This window comes from Rhizobium sp. B21/90, from assembly GCF_019355815.1.
GTDB lineage: Bacteria > Pseudomonadota > Alphaproteobacteria > Rhizobiales > Rhizobiaceae > Rhizobium > Rhizobium rhododendri.
Genome location: NZ_CP072165.1, coordinates 1 through 16,445 on the forward strand (window position 1 = coordinate 1; position 16,445 = coordinate 16,445).

At 59.9% G+C, this 16,445-nt stretch carries 15 protein-coding genes; 9 read left to right on the forward strand and 6 right to left on the reverse strand.

The genetic code is table 11. The features are described 5' to 3' along the window. Positions 1-45: 45 nt before the first annotated feature. From J5278_RS28030 to J5278_RS28045, 4 genes are all read right to left on the reverse strand, one after another. Positions 46-792, reverse strand: a complete 747-nt coding sequence (locus J5278_RS28030; protein WP_111221205.1) for an ATP-binding cassette domain-containing protein — start codon at positions 790-792, stop codon at positions 46-48. Beyond that, the gene (locus J5278_RS28035) at positions 785-1,849 is read right to left on the reverse strand and encodes a ribose ABC transporter (RefSeq protein ID WP_142824986.1); all 1,065 of its coding nucleotides are present in this window, start codon (positions 1,847-1,849) and stop codon (positions 785-787) included. The genes J5278_RS28030 and J5278_RS28035 overlap by 8 nt, the downstream gene beginning before the upstream one ends. A gap of 105 nt (positions 1,850-1,954) precedes the next feature. Next, positions 1,955-2,947, reverse strand: a complete 993-nt coding sequence (locus J5278_RS28040; RefSeq protein ID WP_142824985.1) for an ABC transporter substrate-binding protein — start codon at positions 2,945-2,947, stop codon at positions 1,955-1,957. Positions 2,948-3,110: 163 nt separating this feature from the next. Further along, complete coding sequence (locus J5278_RS28045; protein WP_209185718.1) at positions 3,111-4,022, reverse strand: sugar-binding transcriptional regulator; 912 nt, start codon at positions 4,020-4,022, stop codon at positions 3,111-3,113. Between the two features lie 263 nt (positions 4,023-4,285). Between J5278_RS28045 and J5278_RS28050 the strand changes: the two genes are divergently transcribed. Continuing rightward, on the forward strand, positions 4,286-5,203 hold the full coding sequence (locus tag J5278_RS28050; RefSeq protein WP_142824984.1) for a tagatose-bisphosphate aldolase: 918 nt from the start codon (positions 4,286-4,288) through the stop codon (positions 5,201-5,203). A gap of 15 nt (positions 5,204-5,218) precedes the next feature. After that, positions 5,219-6,676, forward strand: coding sequence for an ROK family protein (locus J5278_RS28055; RefSeq protein ID WP_209185614.1), 1,458 nt, complete (start codon positions 5,219-5,221; stop codon positions 6,674-6,676). Between the two features lie 21 nt (positions 6,677-6,697). Here the strand turns inward: J5278_RS28055 and J5278_RS28060 are convergent, their stop codons facing one another. Then, entirely contained in the window at positions 6,698-7,708 is a 1,011-nt protein-coding gene (locus J5278_RS28060; RefSeq protein ID WP_142824982.1) for a sensor histidine kinase, read from the reverse strand. A 200-nt stretch (positions 7,709-7,908) separates the two neighbouring features. Next, positions 7,909-8,742, reverse strand: a complete 834-nt coding sequence (locus J5278_RS28065) for an SDR family NAD(P)-dependent oxidoreductase (RefSeq protein ID WP_209185615.1) — start codon at positions 8,740-8,742, stop codon at positions 7,909-7,911. 198 nt (positions 8,743-8,940) lie between these two features. On the opposite strand from J5278_RS28065, the gene J5278_RS28070 reads away from it, so the two are divergent. The 7 genes from J5278_RS28070 (at position 8,941) to J5278_RS28100 (ending at position 16,444) form a co-directional block, all read left to right on the forward strand. After that, positions 8,941-10,488, forward strand: coding sequence for a cryptochrome/photolyase family protein (locus J5278_RS28070; RefSeq protein ID WP_209188063.1), 1,548 nt, complete (start codon positions 8,941-8,943; stop codon positions 10,486-10,488). A 34-nt stretch (positions 10,489-10,522) separates the two neighbouring features. Next, positions 10,523-10,690, forward strand: a complete 168-nt coding sequence (locus J5278_RS28075; RefSeq protein ID WP_142824979.1) for a DUF2256 domain-containing protein — start codon at positions 10,523-10,525, stop codon at positions 10,688-10,690. 83 nt (positions 10,691-10,773) lie between these two features. Next, on the forward strand, positions 10,774-11,718 hold the full coding sequence (locus J5278_RS28080) for a transcriptional regulator (RefSeq protein WP_209185617.1): 945 nt from the start codon (positions 10,774-10,776) through the stop codon (positions 11,716-11,718). Positions 11,719-11,805: 87 nt separating this feature from the next. Next, positions 11,806-13,317, forward strand: coding sequence for an alpha-N-arabinofuranosidase (locus tag J5278_RS28085; protein WP_209185618.1), 1,512 nt, complete (start codon positions 11,806-11,808; stop codon positions 13,315-13,317). A 247-nt stretch (positions 13,318-13,564) separates the two neighbouring features. After that, positions 13,565-14,668 (forward strand): ABC transporter ATP-binding protein, encoded by a 1,104-nt coding sequence (locus J5278_RS28090; protein ID WP_209185619.1) that lies wholly within the window; start codon positions 13,565-13,567, stop codon positions 14,666-14,668. After that, positions 14,661-15,596, forward strand: coding sequence for a carbohydrate ABC transporter permease (locus J5278_RS28095; RefSeq protein ID WP_209185620.1), 936 nt, complete (start codon positions 14,661-14,663; stop codon positions 15,594-15,596). The genes J5278_RS28090 and J5278_RS28095 overlap by 8 nt, the downstream gene beginning before the upstream one ends. After that, positions 15,593-16,444, forward strand: a complete 852-nt coding sequence (locus tag J5278_RS28100) for a carbohydrate ABC transporter permease (protein WP_209185621.1) — start codon at positions 15,593-15,595, stop codon at positions 16,442-16,444. Before J5278_RS28095 ends, J5278_RS28100 begins: the two co-directional genes overlap by 4 nt. Position 16,445: the final 1 nt, after the last annotated feature.

Genomic DNA, 16,445 nt, shown 5'->3' on the forward strand with positions numbered 1-16,445 from the left:
AACGGCGACCTGCATCGCCGTTCGGAGAAACCAGGAGACCTGCAGCTATCCGCCGATCATCAGCTTGACGATCTCGTCATGAGTGGTTTCGGCAATCTTTCTTTCGCCGGCAACGATGCCGCGACGCAGGACGACGATCCGGTCGGAGACGGCAAAAATATCCTGCAGGTTATGGGAAATGAAAACCACGCCTCGCCCTTGCGCTTTCAGGGATTTGATGAGCGCCACGACCTTGCGCTGCTCGGGCACGCCGAGTGCTGCCGTCGGCTCGTCCATGATCAGGATCCGCGCATTCCAGTAGACGGCACGGCCGATTGCCACCGCCTGGCGCTGGCCGCCGGAAAAGTTGCTGACCGGAGCATCGAGCCGCTTTACGTGGAAATCCAGTGTCGCCATCGTCTTGCGGGCAGCCTCGGCCATAGCTTGGCGATCGATGACTGGCAGGAAGCCGAAGACCTTTTTCATCGGCTCGCGGCCAAGGAAGATATTGGCACCTATGGTCAGGTTATCAGCAAGCGCCAGGTCCTGATATATCGTCTCGATGCCTTTTTCCCGCGCGTCCTGCGGCGAGGAAAACGACACAGGCTTGCCCTCGATGAGGATATCGCCGGAGGTCGGCGGATAGACGCCGGAAATCGTCTTGATCATTGTCGTCTTGCCGGCGCCATTGTCTCCAGCCAGCGCTACCACTTCGCCAGGATGGACGACCAGCGAGCAGTTTTCCAGCGCTTTGACCGCGCCGAAGCTGCGGGACAGGTTGCGGACTTCGAGCAGGGGGGTCTGGCTATTCATCTTGCTTTGCTCCGGTGAACCGGCGCTGGGCCTGGTCAATGAGAACCGAAATGATGATGACGACGCCAACGGCGATGAACTGCCAGAAGGGTTCGACATTGAGGAAGACGAGACCGTACTGGATGACTGCGATGACCAGCGCGCCGGCAACGGTTCCGAGGATCGATCCGGATCCGCCAAAGAGGCTGGCGCCGCCGATGACCACGGCCGCAACGCAATCGAGCAACAGCGGTTCGCCCGCCTGGGCAGCACCTGCCGTGAAGCGCGCGGCATAGAGCGCACCGCCAAGGCCGGCGCAGGCCGCCGACAGCATGTAGAGCCGCATCAGATGGCGCTTGATATCGATCCCGGCGCGACGGGCAGCCTGTGCGTTGGCGCCGATCGCGTAGTTATGCTGGCCGAAGCGGGTCTGGCTGAGCAGGTAATGCATGAGCAGCACAAACACCGCCGTGACGATGACCAGGTAGGGAATGCCGAAGATGCGGCCGTTGCCCAGGATGGCGAAATAGTCGTTGTTGACAGGCACCGTCGTTCCACCGGCGAGCAGGAAAGCCGCGCCGCGTGCGACGCCGAACATACCGAGCGTGCCGATGAAGGGCGGAACCTTCAGCCGCGATATCAGCAGCCCGTTGACGACGCCCGGAATGGTGGCGACCAGGATGGCGACGAGAATGCCGAAGATCATGGCAGCCGGCAGCGGCATGTAAAGGCCGGCTATATTGGTCATGTGGGCAGCCACCACGGCGGCAAGCCCCATGATAAAGCCCATCGACAAATCGATGCCGCCCGAAATAATGACGAAGGTCTGGCCGATGGCAAGAAGCAGCGGCGCAACGGCAAAGATCGCGATCGACTGCCAATTGAAAGGCGAGAACACGAATGTTCCGCCGAACGAAAGGCGTGACCAGATCTCGAACACGAGGATCAGCGCGGCGAGAAACAACCAGGCACGCAATTGGGCGATCCGCGTGATCAGGCTTTTGGTCTGGTCGGCATGGTCCGCCTGAGGCGCGACATGCAGGTCCGCCTTCGGCGGGGTTTCGACAGTGCTTGTCATTTTTTCATCCAGGAGCAGGGCCTGCGGCCTAAGGCTGCATGCGTTACAAATTGACGCTGGAAACCGCCCGCGGAGGATAGAGACCGACCGCGGGCGCCCTTTGGATTAGTCAGAGTAGATGTACTTCGCGACCTTTGGGTCGGACACATTGGCCTTGTTGATGATGGTAAAGCCCGTGCCGATTGCGGTCGGGATGGAATTGCCGGTCAGGTGCGCATAGGCGGCCATGACACCAAAATAGCCGATCTCGGCCGGATGCTGGGCGATGGCAACATCGACCAGGCCGGACTTGAGATTGTCGACCATGCTGGTCGGTGCGTCGAAGGCGACAACCTTGACCGCGCCCGTCTTGCCAGCCTGCTTGACGCCTGTGGCCGATCCGAGAGCCGAAAACAGGTTGGCGCCGAACACACCGACGAGATCCGGGTTACGGGCAAAGACTGCCTGAACCTGGGACGCCGCCTTGTTGGCATCGTTGTCGTTGAACTGCGTGTCGAGCACTTGAATGTTCGGATGGTTGGCGGCCATTTCCTTCTTGAAGCCCTGCTCGCGCTGGTCGGTCGTCGAGACGCCCGGCTTGACGTTGGAGACATAGACCTTGCCCTTGTCGCCAACGGCAGTTGCCAGCGCGCGGGCAGCGATTTCACCGCCGAGCACATTGTCGGATGCGATGTAAGAGAGCGGGAAATCGGCATTGCCGGCGCCGGTCTGATACACGCCCGTGCCGATGAACGTATCGACGGTGATGACCGGAATACCGGCGTCGCTCGCCTTTTTCAGCGGCTGGACCAGCTGGTCCTTGTCGGTCGGGGCGATCAGGATGGCATCAGGCTTCTTGGCAATGACCGCGTCCAGCACCGGCACCTGCGTGACCGGATTGAAATCGGGGGCACCCTGGAACACCAGTTGAGCGCCAACAGCCTTGGCAGCAGCCTCGGCACCCTTGCGCATAGTGATATAGAAAGCGTCTGTGGTCAGGCCGGGTACGAGTGCGATTGTATATTTCTTGTCCGCAGCGCCGGCGTGACCTGCGGTCAGGGCTGTGGATGTTACAATTGCCGCAGCAGCGGCAACCTTGAAGAATGAACGACGCTTCATAGTCTCCTCCATTATGAGCTAGTGTTCTATGCTAGACGGCGTCCCCTCCTGGAAACCGGCCAACACGATCCTCATGCCGAGATGCACCTCTCGTCAAGTGAAATTTCTTCCTGAAACGAATTTCCTTATTTTTGAATGAATGCAAATGGACTTTCCGAAATGCTCAGCTTGTCGCTTCCGCGCGCAGAATGTCCAGGATGGCCTGCGCGGTGGCGGTGTCCGTAACGAGGGCATTGATCATGCCCGCCCGCACTGCGCCGATGACGCCGGCCGCCTTCTCGACGGTGGCAACGACGCCGATCGCCAATCCGGTACGACGCAATTGCTCGGGCGAAGCTGCAATCATCCGCTCCTCGCCTACCCAGGTCAGCATCCGGCCATCGATGTCGACATAGTGGCGGATGACATCGCCGACGGCACTCAGCGCCTGCTCGTTCAGCGTGGCGGCACTCGCTTCGGGCGGATTTATGGCGTGGGGAAGTCCTATTCCGACGATGCAGCAATCCATGCGGTCCCAGAGACCAGTGGTCTCGCGCACGAAGGGGTCGCTGAGAAATGCCTCGCGCAAATCCGTCGAAGAGAGATACGGCGCGTGCAGGAAGCGGGGCGTGCCGCCGACATGTTCGGCAGCCAGGCGGACAAACTCATTGATCTGGAAGTGCTGCGCCGCCTGCTGCATCCCGCCGTTCAAGGGCACCACCAGCATACCGGGAATACGGGGCAGGCCAACCATCAGCACTTCGCGAATGGCCCTCCCCCAGCCTATGCCGAGCACCGAGCCGGTTCCGAGGCCCTCTTCTTTCAGCAGGTTTCCCAAGGGGGCAGCGAGAGACCCCAGAACACCCGAGGCCGGCGTATCGATCACCGCAGCGCGCTTCAGCTTGAGCGCCTCGATCAGTTCGAGCCTGATCTCGTCCGGTGAGGCGAGGTCCAGAACTTCGATCCTGACAATCCCGACTGCACGGGCCTTCTGCAGCAGGCGGGACACTGTTGCCGTCGAGACACCCACCTTCTTGGCAATGTCAACCTGCGACATGTCTGCCTCATAGTGCAGCTTTGCAACCATGTGCAGCATGGCGCGCGATGCCGGAGTTTCTTGCGAAGGCTGCGGAGGCACTCTTGCAATTCCTTTCTGAAACGTGTTACATGAACGAGACTTGGAGGAGTTATCGCTGAAAAGCGGCTAAACCGCAATCCTGCCGAAATGCCTAAAAATCAAGGCTATCCCATCGCCAACCGCACCCGGTGGCGCATCGCAGAATTGTGACCGTTTTCAGAGGCTCCGTCGAGCAATTGATCAGCAACCGCCCATAATTCAGCGGACAGGGAGTAGATGTGATGACAGCCATGACGACAGCGGAACAGCGCGCGTATCAGCAAATCTGCGGGGCCAACGGCGCGATGATGGTGATCGCGTGCGACCAGCGCGGCGGAATGCGGTCGCTTCTCGCCTCCACGCCCGAGGAGCAGGCAAAGATCGGCAACGACATGCTCGGCGATACCAAGGCCGATATCACCCGCCACCTCGCCGCCCACGCCGGCTGCGTGCTGGTCGATCCGATCTGCGCCGTACCGCATCTCGTTGATCGCGGCATTCTTCCGCGCGATACCGGGCTTCTGATCGGCCTCGACGCATCCGGATGGGACACATCGCCGGAAGGCTACCGCATTTCCAAGATGGTGGAAGGCATCGATGCCCGGCGCGTTCGCCAACTCGGCGGCACCGGCGGCAAGATCATGGTCTATCTGCGCATGGATGTTCCGGAGGCCAACACGCAGAACCTTGCAACATTGAAGCACTTCATCGAGGATTTCGGTCGCGAGGATCTGCTGCTCGTCGTCGAGTTCCTGACCTACCGGCTCGAAGGTGAAAGCCCTGCGGAATACGAAGCGAAAGTGCCGGCTCTGATCTTCGAGGGCTCGCGCGCATGCCTGGAATTGGGTTCCAAGGTTCTGAAGATCCCTTACCCTGGCTCGGAAGAAGCCTGCGCCAACATCACCAAGCTTGCCGGCAACGTTCCATGGGCTGTGCTGTCGGCCGGTGTCGATCACGAGACCTTTCTCGTCCAGGTCGAAGCAGCCATGAAGAACGGCGCTTCGGGCGTCATTGCAGGCCGTTCGCTTTGGAAGGACTGCATTTCGATAGACCGGGAAATCTCGGAAAAGAAGCTTTCGACGATCGCGGTCTCGAGATTGAAGGATATCCAGGCGATCATTGCGCGCTATTACAATACGCGCACCAGCAAGGCAGCATAAGGTCCGGTCGCAGACATGAAAACGCAGCAATGTGCAATCGGCGTCGATATCGGCGGTACGAATATTCGCGCTGCACTGATCTCCGCGACCGGAGAGATCCTGAGCAAGAAGGTCGTTCCCGGGAGCCGCGACCGGGAAACGGCCATCGACATCATCTCAGGCCTCATCCGCGAAATCGATGGTCCACAGGTCGTGGCCATCGGCATCGGCGTTCCCGGGCGCGTCGATGCCCATGCGGGGGCCGTGCTGTCCGGCGGTTATCTCGATTTGTCCAGCTGCGATTTCAGGACGCTGATCGAAAGCGCGTTCGGCAAGCCGGTGGCCATTGCCAATGACTGCAGCATGGCGCTGCTCGGCGAGACCGGCGTCGGCGCATCACGCGGCGCCCGCAGCGCCGTGATGCTGACGATCGGCACCGGAATCGGCGGTGCGGCAATGGAAAACGGGCGCATCGTCAACGGCAAGCAAAGTGCCGGGCAGCTTGGCCATATCGTCGTCAACCACGGCGGCCGGCAATGCATCTGCGGACAGGTGGGATGCGTCGAAACCGAATCTTCGGGAACCGCGCTTGGGCGCCACCTCGACGAAGCCGGATATCCGGCCGGAACGCGGTTCGAGGATATCCTCAGCCAAGCACGGGACGGAGACGACCGCGCCCTCGGCGTCATCAGGAACTGGGCGGGACCGCTTCGCGCGGCGCTCGGAACACTATCGGCAGCCTTCGATCCGGCCATGCTGCTGCTCGGCGGAGGCATGGGACAGGCGGCAGTCGAGGCGCTGGCGTTTCTTCCGGCCGTGTCAGGCTGGAACTGCACGCCGGTCAGAGCCGCAGCACTCGGTGACGATGCGGGCATAGTTGGCGCAGGGCTCGCAGCCCACGAACTCGCCAGGCAGCGGCAAGGCTGGCCTTCGCGCCAGGCCAGCGGCAAACGTGTGCTCATGGTCAATGGCATACCCGCATCGGGCAAGAGCCGTCTGTCGCATGCGGTGTCCGAGGCAACGGGATGGCCGATCCTTGCCCTCGATACTGTCAAGAACCCATTTCTCGAATACATCGAAGACGTCGACCGGCTGTTCAACCGGACGCTCGGCAAGGCAAGCTACAAGGCGATATGGTCGGTTATCCGCGATGCGCCCGACGGTTCGACCTTCATTGTCGATGCGTGGTTTGGGTTTCAGCCGCTCGAGCTCCTCAGGGAGCATATAGAAATGTCCGGCGCCACCGACATTGCCGAAATCTGGTGTCATGCGCCGGGAGAGATCCTCGCAGAGCGATATGCTGCCCGGCTGGAGAAGCGCCTTCCCGGCCATCCCGGGGCTTCCTATATCCCGGAACTGATCGAGCTCGCCAAGCGGGCCGGCCCCTCCGCAGTCGGCCCGGTCTACGATGTCGATACAACGCAACTTCCGGATGACGACGCTGCCGTTAGATGGGCAAAATTGGTGCTCTCCGGGATGACGCCAGCGTCATAAGCCGGAACCGAGCTATCCGCGCTACTTCGCAAGCCGCAACGGATTGACCACAAGGGTGACCACAACGCCGCCCTCGAACCATTCGTACTTGATGGAACCTTGAAGCTGGCCGGTAACGCTTCGCTCGACGAGCTTGCTGCCGTAGCCTCCGACGCCGGTGGGTGCGCGGACCTTGGGTCCCCCCCGCTCTGTCCAAACGATCGTCACGGCTTCATCATGCGCCGAGCAGGACACATCGAGTATTCCGGTATCCACCGACAGCGCACCGTACTTCAGGGAATTGGTTGCCAGTTCATGGACGATCAGCGCCAGGATTGTCGTTGCCGATTCCCCGACGCTCATGCGCGGTACGGAAACGCGGATACGCCCGCTGAATGCGCCGAGATCGTCGTAGGGCGCAAGCAGAACGGTAAGCAGGTCGCCGAGAAGCGCCGACGCTTCCTTCGTCTGGCCGGGTACGGGCCGCACCAGATCGTGGGCACGACCGAGAGCCGTCAAGCGCAGCGTCAGCTCTCGCGCCATATCGTTGGTGGTCTCGGTCGAGCGGGAAGTGATAGCCGTTAACCCTGCAGCGATCGCCAGAAGATTCTTGACGCGATGGCTCATCTCGCCAGCCAGCAGTTCACGGCCTTCTTCCGCCTGCTTGCGTCCGGTGACATCGATAAAAATACCGAACATGATCCGCTTGACCATTCCAGCATCGTCACCTTGGCCGCGCGCCGAAATCCATTTGAGCTCTTCGCCGATTATAACGCGGAAATCGATCTCGTAGGCGCCGATGAGAGCCCTCGTCGCCGTGAAGGCAGCCCGGACGCGATCACGGTCAGCCGGGTGGATGTGGGCAGAAAGGTCTTCGAAATTGATATCCTGGCCGCGCGGAATTCCCCACAAGTCATAGGCATGATCGTCCATAGCCAAGGCATCCGTGTCCACATTCCACGACCATAATGTGACGCCGGCCGCCTGAATCGCGCGTACCAGGTTTTTGGGTTCCCAAAGAAGAGGTTTCAAGGCTTCTGCTGTCGTGGTCATGGAAACTCCGGAATCTGGCTGCTGGCAATGCAATGCGGTATAGCTCTATGCGCAGTTAAAAGTCCAAATTGTCAAAAACACTCTTCATTGGCAACCTCGCCATGATTGCATCCACGAGTAGCGATACTCATCCGCAATCCAGAAGAGAGTCACCCGAGCCCGGAGAAAGTAACCGCAGGGTCCCGCGTGCGAAATCGCATCTACTCGGGAAACAGGCTGGTGAAACGCAAAGCCCTGCCGCCGGTGGCGACCACTTTGTTCATCTCTTTTTCCAGCAGATCGCGATCGTCGGCGCCGCGCAGCAAACGCCCCGACAGCGCATCGAAGCGACCGCTGGCGATATCGACGATGAGGCCGGCGGCACGCGACGGAGGCACGTCTACGCCATCGGCAAACAGCTGCTGGATTGCGGGAAGGTGCTTTTTCCCTTCCTCCGACAGGAGCTGCATTTCCGTCATAGTCGTCCGCACCAGTCCCGGATCCACCGCGAAAGCGAGAACACCGCCTTCCCTGGTGGTATCGTTGAGACATTCGGTAAAGCGCATAATCGCTGCCTTGCTGGATGCGTAGCCGGAGCCGTTCGGAAAGCTGTTGCCGGTTCCGCCGCCGACAAGGTTGACGATGCGGCCCTTGCCGCGCTCAAGCATCGCGGGTGCGAGCGCCCGCGACGTATGAAAGCTGCCACGCAGATTGATTTCGACGTCTTGCCACCAGACATCGGGATTGCATTCCCAGATCGGTCCGAACGCACGGAAGGAGCCGTGATTGTTGACCAGCAGGTCGACCGGGCCGAGCTTTTCGGCGATGAGCGCAGTCGCGCGCGCTACCGCATGCCGATCGACGAGGTCGACTGGCAGTGCGAACGCCGTCCCGCCGTCCTCGCGGATCAGCGATTCCGTTTCGGCAATCTCGCTGCCAGTCCGTGCCACAACTGCGACCGCGGCACCGGCTTTGGCGAGATGACGGGCGATTTCGCGGCCTATGCCTCGGCCCGCACCTGTCACCAGGCACACGGTTCCATCCAGCTTGTTCAAGAGAGTCTCCTCGTTCCGATCGGCATCAGGGCAACACCCGTCCGATCTGTCCCGGAGTGGACATATGGCGTGTCCGCCGGAATTCAACGCGTCAACCTCTAACATTGCCGCGGAGAGCGCAGCTTTCAAAAGATCCGCTGACGCCCCGACAGCGTAAGGGATTGCACCAGACGATGTCCCTCACCTGAAAGCCCTTCGATGAAGCCCGTCCGTCATCTCATCTTCGTTCTCGGCGATCAATTGTCCGCCTCCCTCTCCAGCCTTGAGAACGCCGATCCTGAGCAGGATGTGGTCCTGATGTGCGAGGTCATCGAAGAAGCGAGCTATGTGCCGCATCACAAGTTGAAGATCGCGCTGATCTTCTCGGCCATGCGGCATTTCGCCGAGGAACTTCGCCACAAGGGGTTCGAACTGCGATATACGCGACTGGACGACCCGGAGAATGCCGGCTCGTTTACCGGTGAACTCGCCCGCGCCGTCGCCGCCGTGTCGCCTCGGGGCGTCGTCGTCACCGAGGGTTCCGAATGGCGGGTCTTGGAGTCGCAAGAGGGTTGGAAATCGACCCTCGAAGTCCCTCTCGAAATCAGGACAGACACCCGTTTTCTGTGCTCCGTAGACATGTTCCGGGAATGGGCAGCGGGAAGACGCTCACTGACGATGGAATATTTCTATCGCGACATGCGCCGGAAAACCGGCCTGCTGATGCGAGGCGCGGAACCCGAGGGCGGCAAATGGAACTTCGATGCCGAAAATCGAAAGCCGGCAAAACCGGATATGTTTCGCCCGAAGCACCCGGTTTTCCAACCTGACGCGATCACCACCGAGGTCCTCGATCTCGTCGAGCGGACATTTGCCGGGAACATGGGCTCGACGAAGAACTTCGGATTTGCCGTCACCCGCGCCGATGCAGAGACCGCATCCGAGGCTTTCATACGTGATTTTCTACCGAACTTCGGCGAAACCCAGGATGCGATGCTGAGAGACGAGCCGTTTCTCAACCACGCACTGCTATCGTTCTATATCAACATCGGCCTGCTCGACCCGCTGGCTGTCTGCCGCGCAGCAGAGCGGGCCTATCTCGAAGGATCGGCGCCGCTGAATGCGGTGGAAGGCTTCATCCGCCAGATCATCGGCTGGCGGGAATATATAAGAGGCATCTACTGGCTGAAGATGCCAGGATATGAAAACAGCAATGTCTTCGAAGCCAGCCGGCCGCTTCCGGCGTTTTTCTGGACCGGCGACACCGAGATGACCTGCCTTTCGACTGTCATCACGCAAACGATGACCCATGCCTATGCGCACCATATCCACCGCCTGATGGTGGTCGGGAATTTCTCTATGCTGGCTGCCCTCGATCCCCACGCCGTCCACGAATGGTATCTGTCTGTCTATGCGGACGCCTTCGAATGGGTGGAGCTTCCAAACGTGATCGGCATGAGCCAGTTTGCCGATGGTGGCTTCATGGCGTCCAAACCCTATGCCGCCAGCGGCGCCTATATCGACCGGATGTCCGATTACTGCAAAGATTGCCGATACGACGTATCGAAGAAGGTCGGCGACGATGCCTGTCCGCTGAACGCGCTCTACTGGGACTTCCTCGATCGCAACAAATCCGTCCTGTCGAAAAATCATCGTCTGGCGCAGGTCTACGCATCCTGGAACCGCATGGAGGATGGCAAGCGACAAGCATACAGGGCCAGCGCTGCAGCGTTTCTCCAGAAACTCGATACCGGCGAGAAAGTCTAATGAAGCCCCGCCTCTCCATGACGAGACCCGCACCATGCCGAAAATGAAAAAGAAGGCGGACCTGCCGACGAAAATCTGCGCATCATGCGGCCTGCCCTTCACCTGGCGCAAGAAATGGGCTGCCAGCTGGAGCGATGTCAAGTTCTGCTCGGAGCGCTGCCGCCGCACCAGGTCCGACACCAAGCCGACCCCCGTCAGTTGAACGTGCCGTTTGATGCACGATTGAATAAATCAAAATTCTCGATATAGAAGATCATCCATTTCCTGAAGGCTGATCGGACTTTCATGAGCCGCAATTTCCTTGTCGTCGACCCCGTGGAAGACATGTCCGTGCTGAAGGGCCTCGCCTCGCCTGCGCGGGTTTCCATCCTCAAATTGCTGCACGAAAAGGGGCCTCTCAATGTCAACGAGATCGCCGATATCCTGTCGCTGCCGCAATCCAGCGTATCGACGAATGTCCAGATGCTCGAAGAGGCCGGCCTCATCCGCACCGAGACGCACAAGGCTCGAAAAGGCAACCAGAAGGTCTGTTACAGCGTCTACGACGAAGTTCTCGTTGTCTTCAAGAACGACATCAAGGAAACCGAAGCGGACGCCGTGGAAGTTTCCATGCCGCTTGGTCTCTACACCAGCTTCGAGGTGACAGCTCCCTGCGGCCTCTGTTCGGTCGATGGTATCATCGGCTTGCTCGATGTTCCCAGCACCTTTCTCGACCCCGACCGGATGAAAACAGCGCTCATCTGGTTCACTCGCGGCCATGTCGAATACCAGTTCCCGAACAATGCGCGGCTGACCAATACCAGCGTCCGCGAAATAGAATTCGTCATGGAACTGAGCTCGGAAGTGCCCGGCACCAGCGCCGACTGGCCTTCGGATATCACTCTCTCGGTCAACGGCGTCGATGTCGGCACCTGGACGTCGCCCGGCGATTTCGGCGACAAACGCGGCGTCTTCACCCCTGATTGGTGGAAGCTGAAGGGATCGCAATACGGAAAGCTCAAGAATTTCCGCATCACGGACGACGGCGCCTTTGTCGACGGATTGCGCATCTCCAACATTTCGCTGGCAGACCTGAAACTCGAGGAGCACCACTCCATCCGCCTGCGTATAGGGGTGCGGGACGATGCCAAGCATCCAGGCGGGATCAACATCTTCGGACGAGGGTTCGGAAATTACGACCAGGATATCCTGCTGCGACTGAAGACCCGCCGCGAGCCAAAAGCTTCATAAAATTCCACTTGACCCCGCCAGGGGCATCCGCTTTATTATCCCTAAATCGTGATATAAATCACGAAATAAGATATAGTGGAGGATGCCATGAAAGTTGCGGTCACCGCGCACAGCCGATTCACGATTTCCGAAATCGATCCGCGCCTCTACGGCTCGTTTATCGAGCACCTCGGCCGCGCCGTCTATACCGGCATCTACGAACCGGACAATCCGACCGCAGATGCCAACGGCATGCGCCAGGACGTCATCGATCTCGTCAAGGAGCTGAACGTTCCGGTCGTGCGCTATCCCGGCGGCAACTTCGTCTCGGCCTATAACTGGGAAGACGGCATCGGTCCGCGCGAGAGCCGTCCGACGCGGCTCGACCTTGCATGGCACACATCAGAGAGCAACCAGGTCGGCATTCACGAATTCGCTGACTGGTGCAAATCCGCCAACACCGAAATGATGCTCGCCGTCAATCTCGGCTCGCGCGGCCTCGACGAGGCGCGCAATTTCCTCGAATACGTCAACCATCCCGGCGGCAGCGAATGGAGCGACAAGCGACGCGACAACGGCCGCGCCGAACCTTTCGACGTCAAGCTCTGGTGCCTCGGCAACGAGATGGATGGCCCCTGGCAGATCGGACACAAATCGGCGGACGAATATGGACGGTTGGCGCACGAGACCGCGAAAGCCATGCGGGCCTTCGACAGTTCGCTGGAACTGGTCGTATGCGGCTCGTCCAACGCCCACATGCCGACCTACCCCCAGTGGGAAGCAACGGTGCTGGATCATACATACGACGAGGTGGATTATATCTCGCTGCATATGTATTTCGAGAATCGCGCCAAAAACACTGCGAATTTCCTCGCCAAAAGCGTCGAACTCGACAATTACATCGGCACGGTCGCCGGCGTCATCGAGTTCATCAAGGCGAAGAAGCGCTCGACCAAGGATGTCTATATTTCCTTCGACGAGTGGAACGTCTGGTACCACTCAAAGGAGCGCGACAAGGCGATCCTCGAAGGCGCCAGCGGTTGGCCCCATGCGCCGGCGCTTCTGGAAGACGACTACAATTTCGAGGATGTCCTGCAGGTCGGCTGCATCCTCAACACCTTCATCAACCGCGCCGATGTCGTGAAGATCGCCTGCCTTGCGCAGCTGGTGAACGTCATTGCCCCGATCATGACGGTACCGGGCGGGCCGGCCTGGCGACAGACCATCTACTACCCCTACTATTTCGCATCGGTCTATGGCCGCGGCACCGCGCTGAAGCTGATCGTCGACAGCCCGACCTATGCAGCCGATGGCCTTGGCGACATCCCCTATCTCGACATCTCGGCCGTCCATGACGATACGTCCCGGACGATCACTTTCTTCATCGTCAACCGGCATCAGCAGGAAGCGCTGGATCTGGGCATCGCCCTTCTGGAATTCGGCACCCTGGCGGTGATCGACGACCAGGAGATTGCCCACCCCGATCTCGCAATCACCAACACCGCCGGCAAGCCGGACAACGTCGTCCCGCGCAAGGCGGCCGGCGCGAGCGTCTCGGACGGAACGCTCAGCGCGTCGATTGCGCCGCTTTCCTACCGCATGATTCGGCTTCAGGCCTGATTTTTATATATCACGATAGGCGATACATATCGCCTATCTGTTGACATTGTCATCGTTTGTCTTAACGTCTTTGCAGCGATGCCTGACGTCTCTGGGAGGAGAAGATGGAAGCAATAGCTTCTATTTTGGCGCAGTCGTGGACCGAGAAGAACTTCGCCGCAACAGCTGGCGGGTTCATCTGTAACGGTTGCTGCTCGCATATCGATATCAGAATTTTCGTTTCAGCGTCCGGTGCGCAGGTGCCGACATGACGGCTGATATCGAAATTCTCAATGTCAGCAAGCGTTTCGGAGCGCTGACGGTGCTCGACAGCCTGTCGCTGACGATCAAGGCCAACGAGTTCATGGTCTTCCTCGGGCCTTCCGGCTGCGGCAAGTCTACTCTGCTGCGCATGATTGCCGGGCTCGAAACCGTCGACGAGGGCACGATCTCGATCAACGGGCAGCGGATCGATACGCTGCCGCCGGGCCAGCGCGACATTGCCATGGTGTTCCAGAGCTACGCGCTCTATCCGCACATGACCGTCGCCGACAACATGGCTTTCGGCCTGCGCAACATCAAGGTTGCAGCCGATGTGATCGACGCCCGCGTGGCGGAAGCAGCCCGCATGCTGGAAATCGGTCATCTGCTCGATCGAAAACCCGGCCAGCTTTCCGGCGGCCAGCGCCAGCGCGTTGCCATCGGCCGCGCCATCGTCAAGGAACCGAAAGCCTTTCTCTTCGACGAACCGCTGTCGAACCTCGATGCGGCGTTGCGGGTGCGCACCCGGCTTGAACTGGCGCAGCTCAGAAACCGCGTGCAATCGACGATGGTCTTCGTAACCCACGACCAGATCGAAGCCATGACGCTGGCCGATCGCATCGTGGTGATGAACAACCGCCGGATCGAGCAGATCGGCTCGCCGATGGATATCTATACAAGGCCAGCCAGCCGTTTCGTCGCCGCCTTCGTCGGTTCGCCGACAATGAACTTCCTGTCCGTAAAGCTGTCGGAGCGCGACGGTTTTCTTCAGGCGACCCTTGCCGATGGCAGCACGGTGGAGACCGCCATCCGGCCCGGTGGCATCGCTGCCGGAGGCGACTACACGCTCGGCATCCGGGCCGAGGCGGTGAAGCTCGCCGGATCGGCGCCAGCTGCCGTGACGGGCAAGGTGGATGTGCTGGAACGGCTCGGTGACCGGACGCTGCTGTACGTGCGGCTGGCTGACGAAAGCATCATCGTCGCCGAAGACATCGGCAACAGCCGAGTGGCTGTCGGCGATACCGTCTCCCTCGCCATCGACGGAACCAGGGTGCATCTCTTCGATGCGGATGGACGCGCGTGGCATTGCGAGGAGCGCCTTCATGGCTGAGGTCGCGCTGTCCCTCGCACGTCCTGCGGTATCATCGGTTGGACGCCGCCGTCACCTGGGCGTCAACGCTCCGCAGTGGCGCAATGCGCTCTTCATCGTGCCCTTCCTGTTCTTCTTCGTGACCCTGCTGGTCGTGCCGCTGTTCTGGGGCATATGGCTGAGCGTCCACAAGGCGGACACCTTCGGCGTCGGAAAATTCGTCGGCCTGGGCAATTATCTGAGGCTCTACAACGACAAGATATTCCTGCAGTCGATTGGCAACACCTTCTATTTCGTTGCCCTCACCGTGCCGCTTCTCGCGGTCATGGGCCTGCTGCTGGCGTTGGGGCTGAACCGCAAGACGCGCACCGCCACCATCCTCCGCGCAGTCTATTTCTCCTCCTCGGTGCTGTCGGTAACGATCGTGACGCTGATCTGGCGGATCGTCTTCGTGCCGAATTTCGGATTGCTGACGACCATCTACGGCTGGTTCGGGGCAACCGCGCCCGCCTTCCTGTCCAATCAGGACCTGGCGATGATCGCCATTGCCATCGCCACCATCTGGTGGTGCATCGGGCTGCCGATGATGCTCTTCCTTTCGGCACTGCAGCAGATACCGGGCGATATCTACGAGGCTGCGGCGCTCGACAATGCCAGCCGCTGGCGTGTGCTGTGGTACATCACCCTGCCCTCGATACGGCGCACCTTCGTGCTCGTCGTCATCATCCAGATCGTGCTGCAGTTCCAGCTGTTCGGCCAGTCCAAGCTGCTGACCCAGGGTGGCCCCAACAACGCTTCGAAGCCGATCGTCTATTACATCTACGAGACCGCCTTCACCAAGTGGGATCTCGGCCTCGGGGCTGCCGCTTCCGAGGTGCTGTTCGTGCTGATCCTGATTGCGGCCATGGCGCAATACCTGTTCTCTCGCCGGCAAGGGGAAGAAGGATGAGCATCAACCCGACATCCACCACGATCGGAAGCTCCGTCGGCGACCGCGTTATCCTGGGGCTGGTGATTGCCGTTGCCATCGTGATGATGGCGCCGGTGGTCTGGGTCGTCGCCCTGTCGCTGAAGGAAAACAAGGAGCTGATGACGGATATGAATGCCGTCTTTCGCGCTCCCTACACGATAAAGAACTATATCGACATCCTCGGCACGTCGTCGGTCTTCCGCTGGATCCTCAACAGCCTGATCGTGTCGGGCACGATGACCATCATGACCCTGATCCTGGCCTCGCTCGCCGGCTATGGGTTCGCCCGGCTGAACTTCCCCTACCGCGACGTGCTGTTCATCATTGTCCTACTCGGCCTTGCGGTTCCCGAGCAGGCCGTGCTGATTGCCCGCCACCAGATTTTCAGCTGGCTGAAATTTCACAATACGTATCAGGGGCTGATCCTGCCTGGCCTTTCGGCGCCATTCGGCGTGTTCCTGATGACCCAGTATTTCCGTGCTATTCCGAAGGAGCTCGACGAGGCGGCTTTGCTCGACAATGCCAGCCGGTTCAAGATCTTCTGGAAGGTCCTGCTGCCGCTCACCATCCCGGCACAGGCGACCCTCGGGATCTTTACCTTCCTGAATTCCTGGAACGAATACCTCTGGCCGCTGATCTCGGGCACGCGCAAGGACATGTTCACGCTGACCGTCGGCATGGCCTCGACGCAAAGCAATTTTGCCCAGTCGGAGGGACTGGGCTTCCTGATGGCGCAGGCGGTCTTTGCCGGCGCGCCGGTGCTCGTTCTCTACCTGTTTTTCCAGAAGTACATCGTCACGGCGGTCTCCGGTAACGCCGTCCGATGAA

Bases quoted from the DNA above. Each gene is read 5' to 3' on its own strand.
- J5278_RS28040 (WP_142824985.1), bottom strand. From the start codon at position 2,947: ATGAAGCGTCGTTCATTCTTCAAGGTTGCCGCTGCTGCGGCAATTGTA.
- J5278_RS28070 (WP_209188063.1), top strand. From the start codon at position 8,941: ATGAAGCCCGTCCGTCATCTCATCTTCGTTCTCGGCGATCAATTGTCC.
- J5278_RS28100 (WP_209185621.1), top strand. From the start codon at position 15,593: ATGAGCATCAACCCGACATCCACCACGATCGGAAGCTCCGTCGGCGAC.
- J5278_RS28055 (WP_209185614.1), top strand. From the start codon at position 5,219: ATGAAAACGCAGCAATGTGCAATCGGCGTCGATATCGGCGGTACGAAT.
- J5278_RS28085 (WP_209185618.1), top strand. From the start codon at position 11,806: ATGAAAGTTGCGGTCACCGCGCACAGCCGATTCACGATTTCCGAAATC.
- J5278_RS28060 (WP_142824982.1), bottom strand. From the start codon at position 7,708: ATGACCACGACAGCAGAAGCCTTGAAACCTCTTCTTTGGGAACCCAAA.
- J5278_RS28030 (WP_111221205.1), bottom strand. From the start codon at position 792: ATGAATAGCCAGACCCCCCTGCTCGAAGTCCGCAACCTGTCCCGCAGC.
- J5278_RS28090 (WP_209185619.1), top strand. From the start codon at position 13,565: ATGACGGCTGATATCGAAATTCTCAATGTCAGCAAGCGTTTCGGAGCG.
- J5278_RS28075 (WP_142824979.1), top strand. From the start codon at position 10,523: ATGCCGAAAATGAAAAAGAAGGCGGACCTGCCGACGAAAATCTGCGCA.
- J5278_RS28080 (WP_209185617.1), top strand. From the start codon at position 10,774: ATGAGCCGCAATTTCCTTGTCGTCGACCCCGTGGAAGACATGTCCGTG.
- J5278_RS28095 (WP_209185620.1), top strand. From the start codon at position 14,661: ATGGCTGAGGTCGCGCTGTCCCTCGCACGTCCTGCGGTATCATCGGTT.
- J5278_RS28045 (WP_209185718.1), bottom strand. From the start codon at position 4,022: ATGCTGCACATGGTTGCAAAGCTGCACTATGAGGCAGACATGTCGCAG.
- J5278_RS28035 (WP_142824986.1), bottom strand. From the start codon at position 1,849: ATGACAAGCACTGTCGAAACCCCGCCGAAGGCGGACCTGCATGTCGCG.
- J5278_RS28050 (WP_142824984.1), top strand. From the start codon at position 4,286: ATGACAGCCATGACGACAGCGGAACAGCGCGCGTATCAGCAAATCTGC.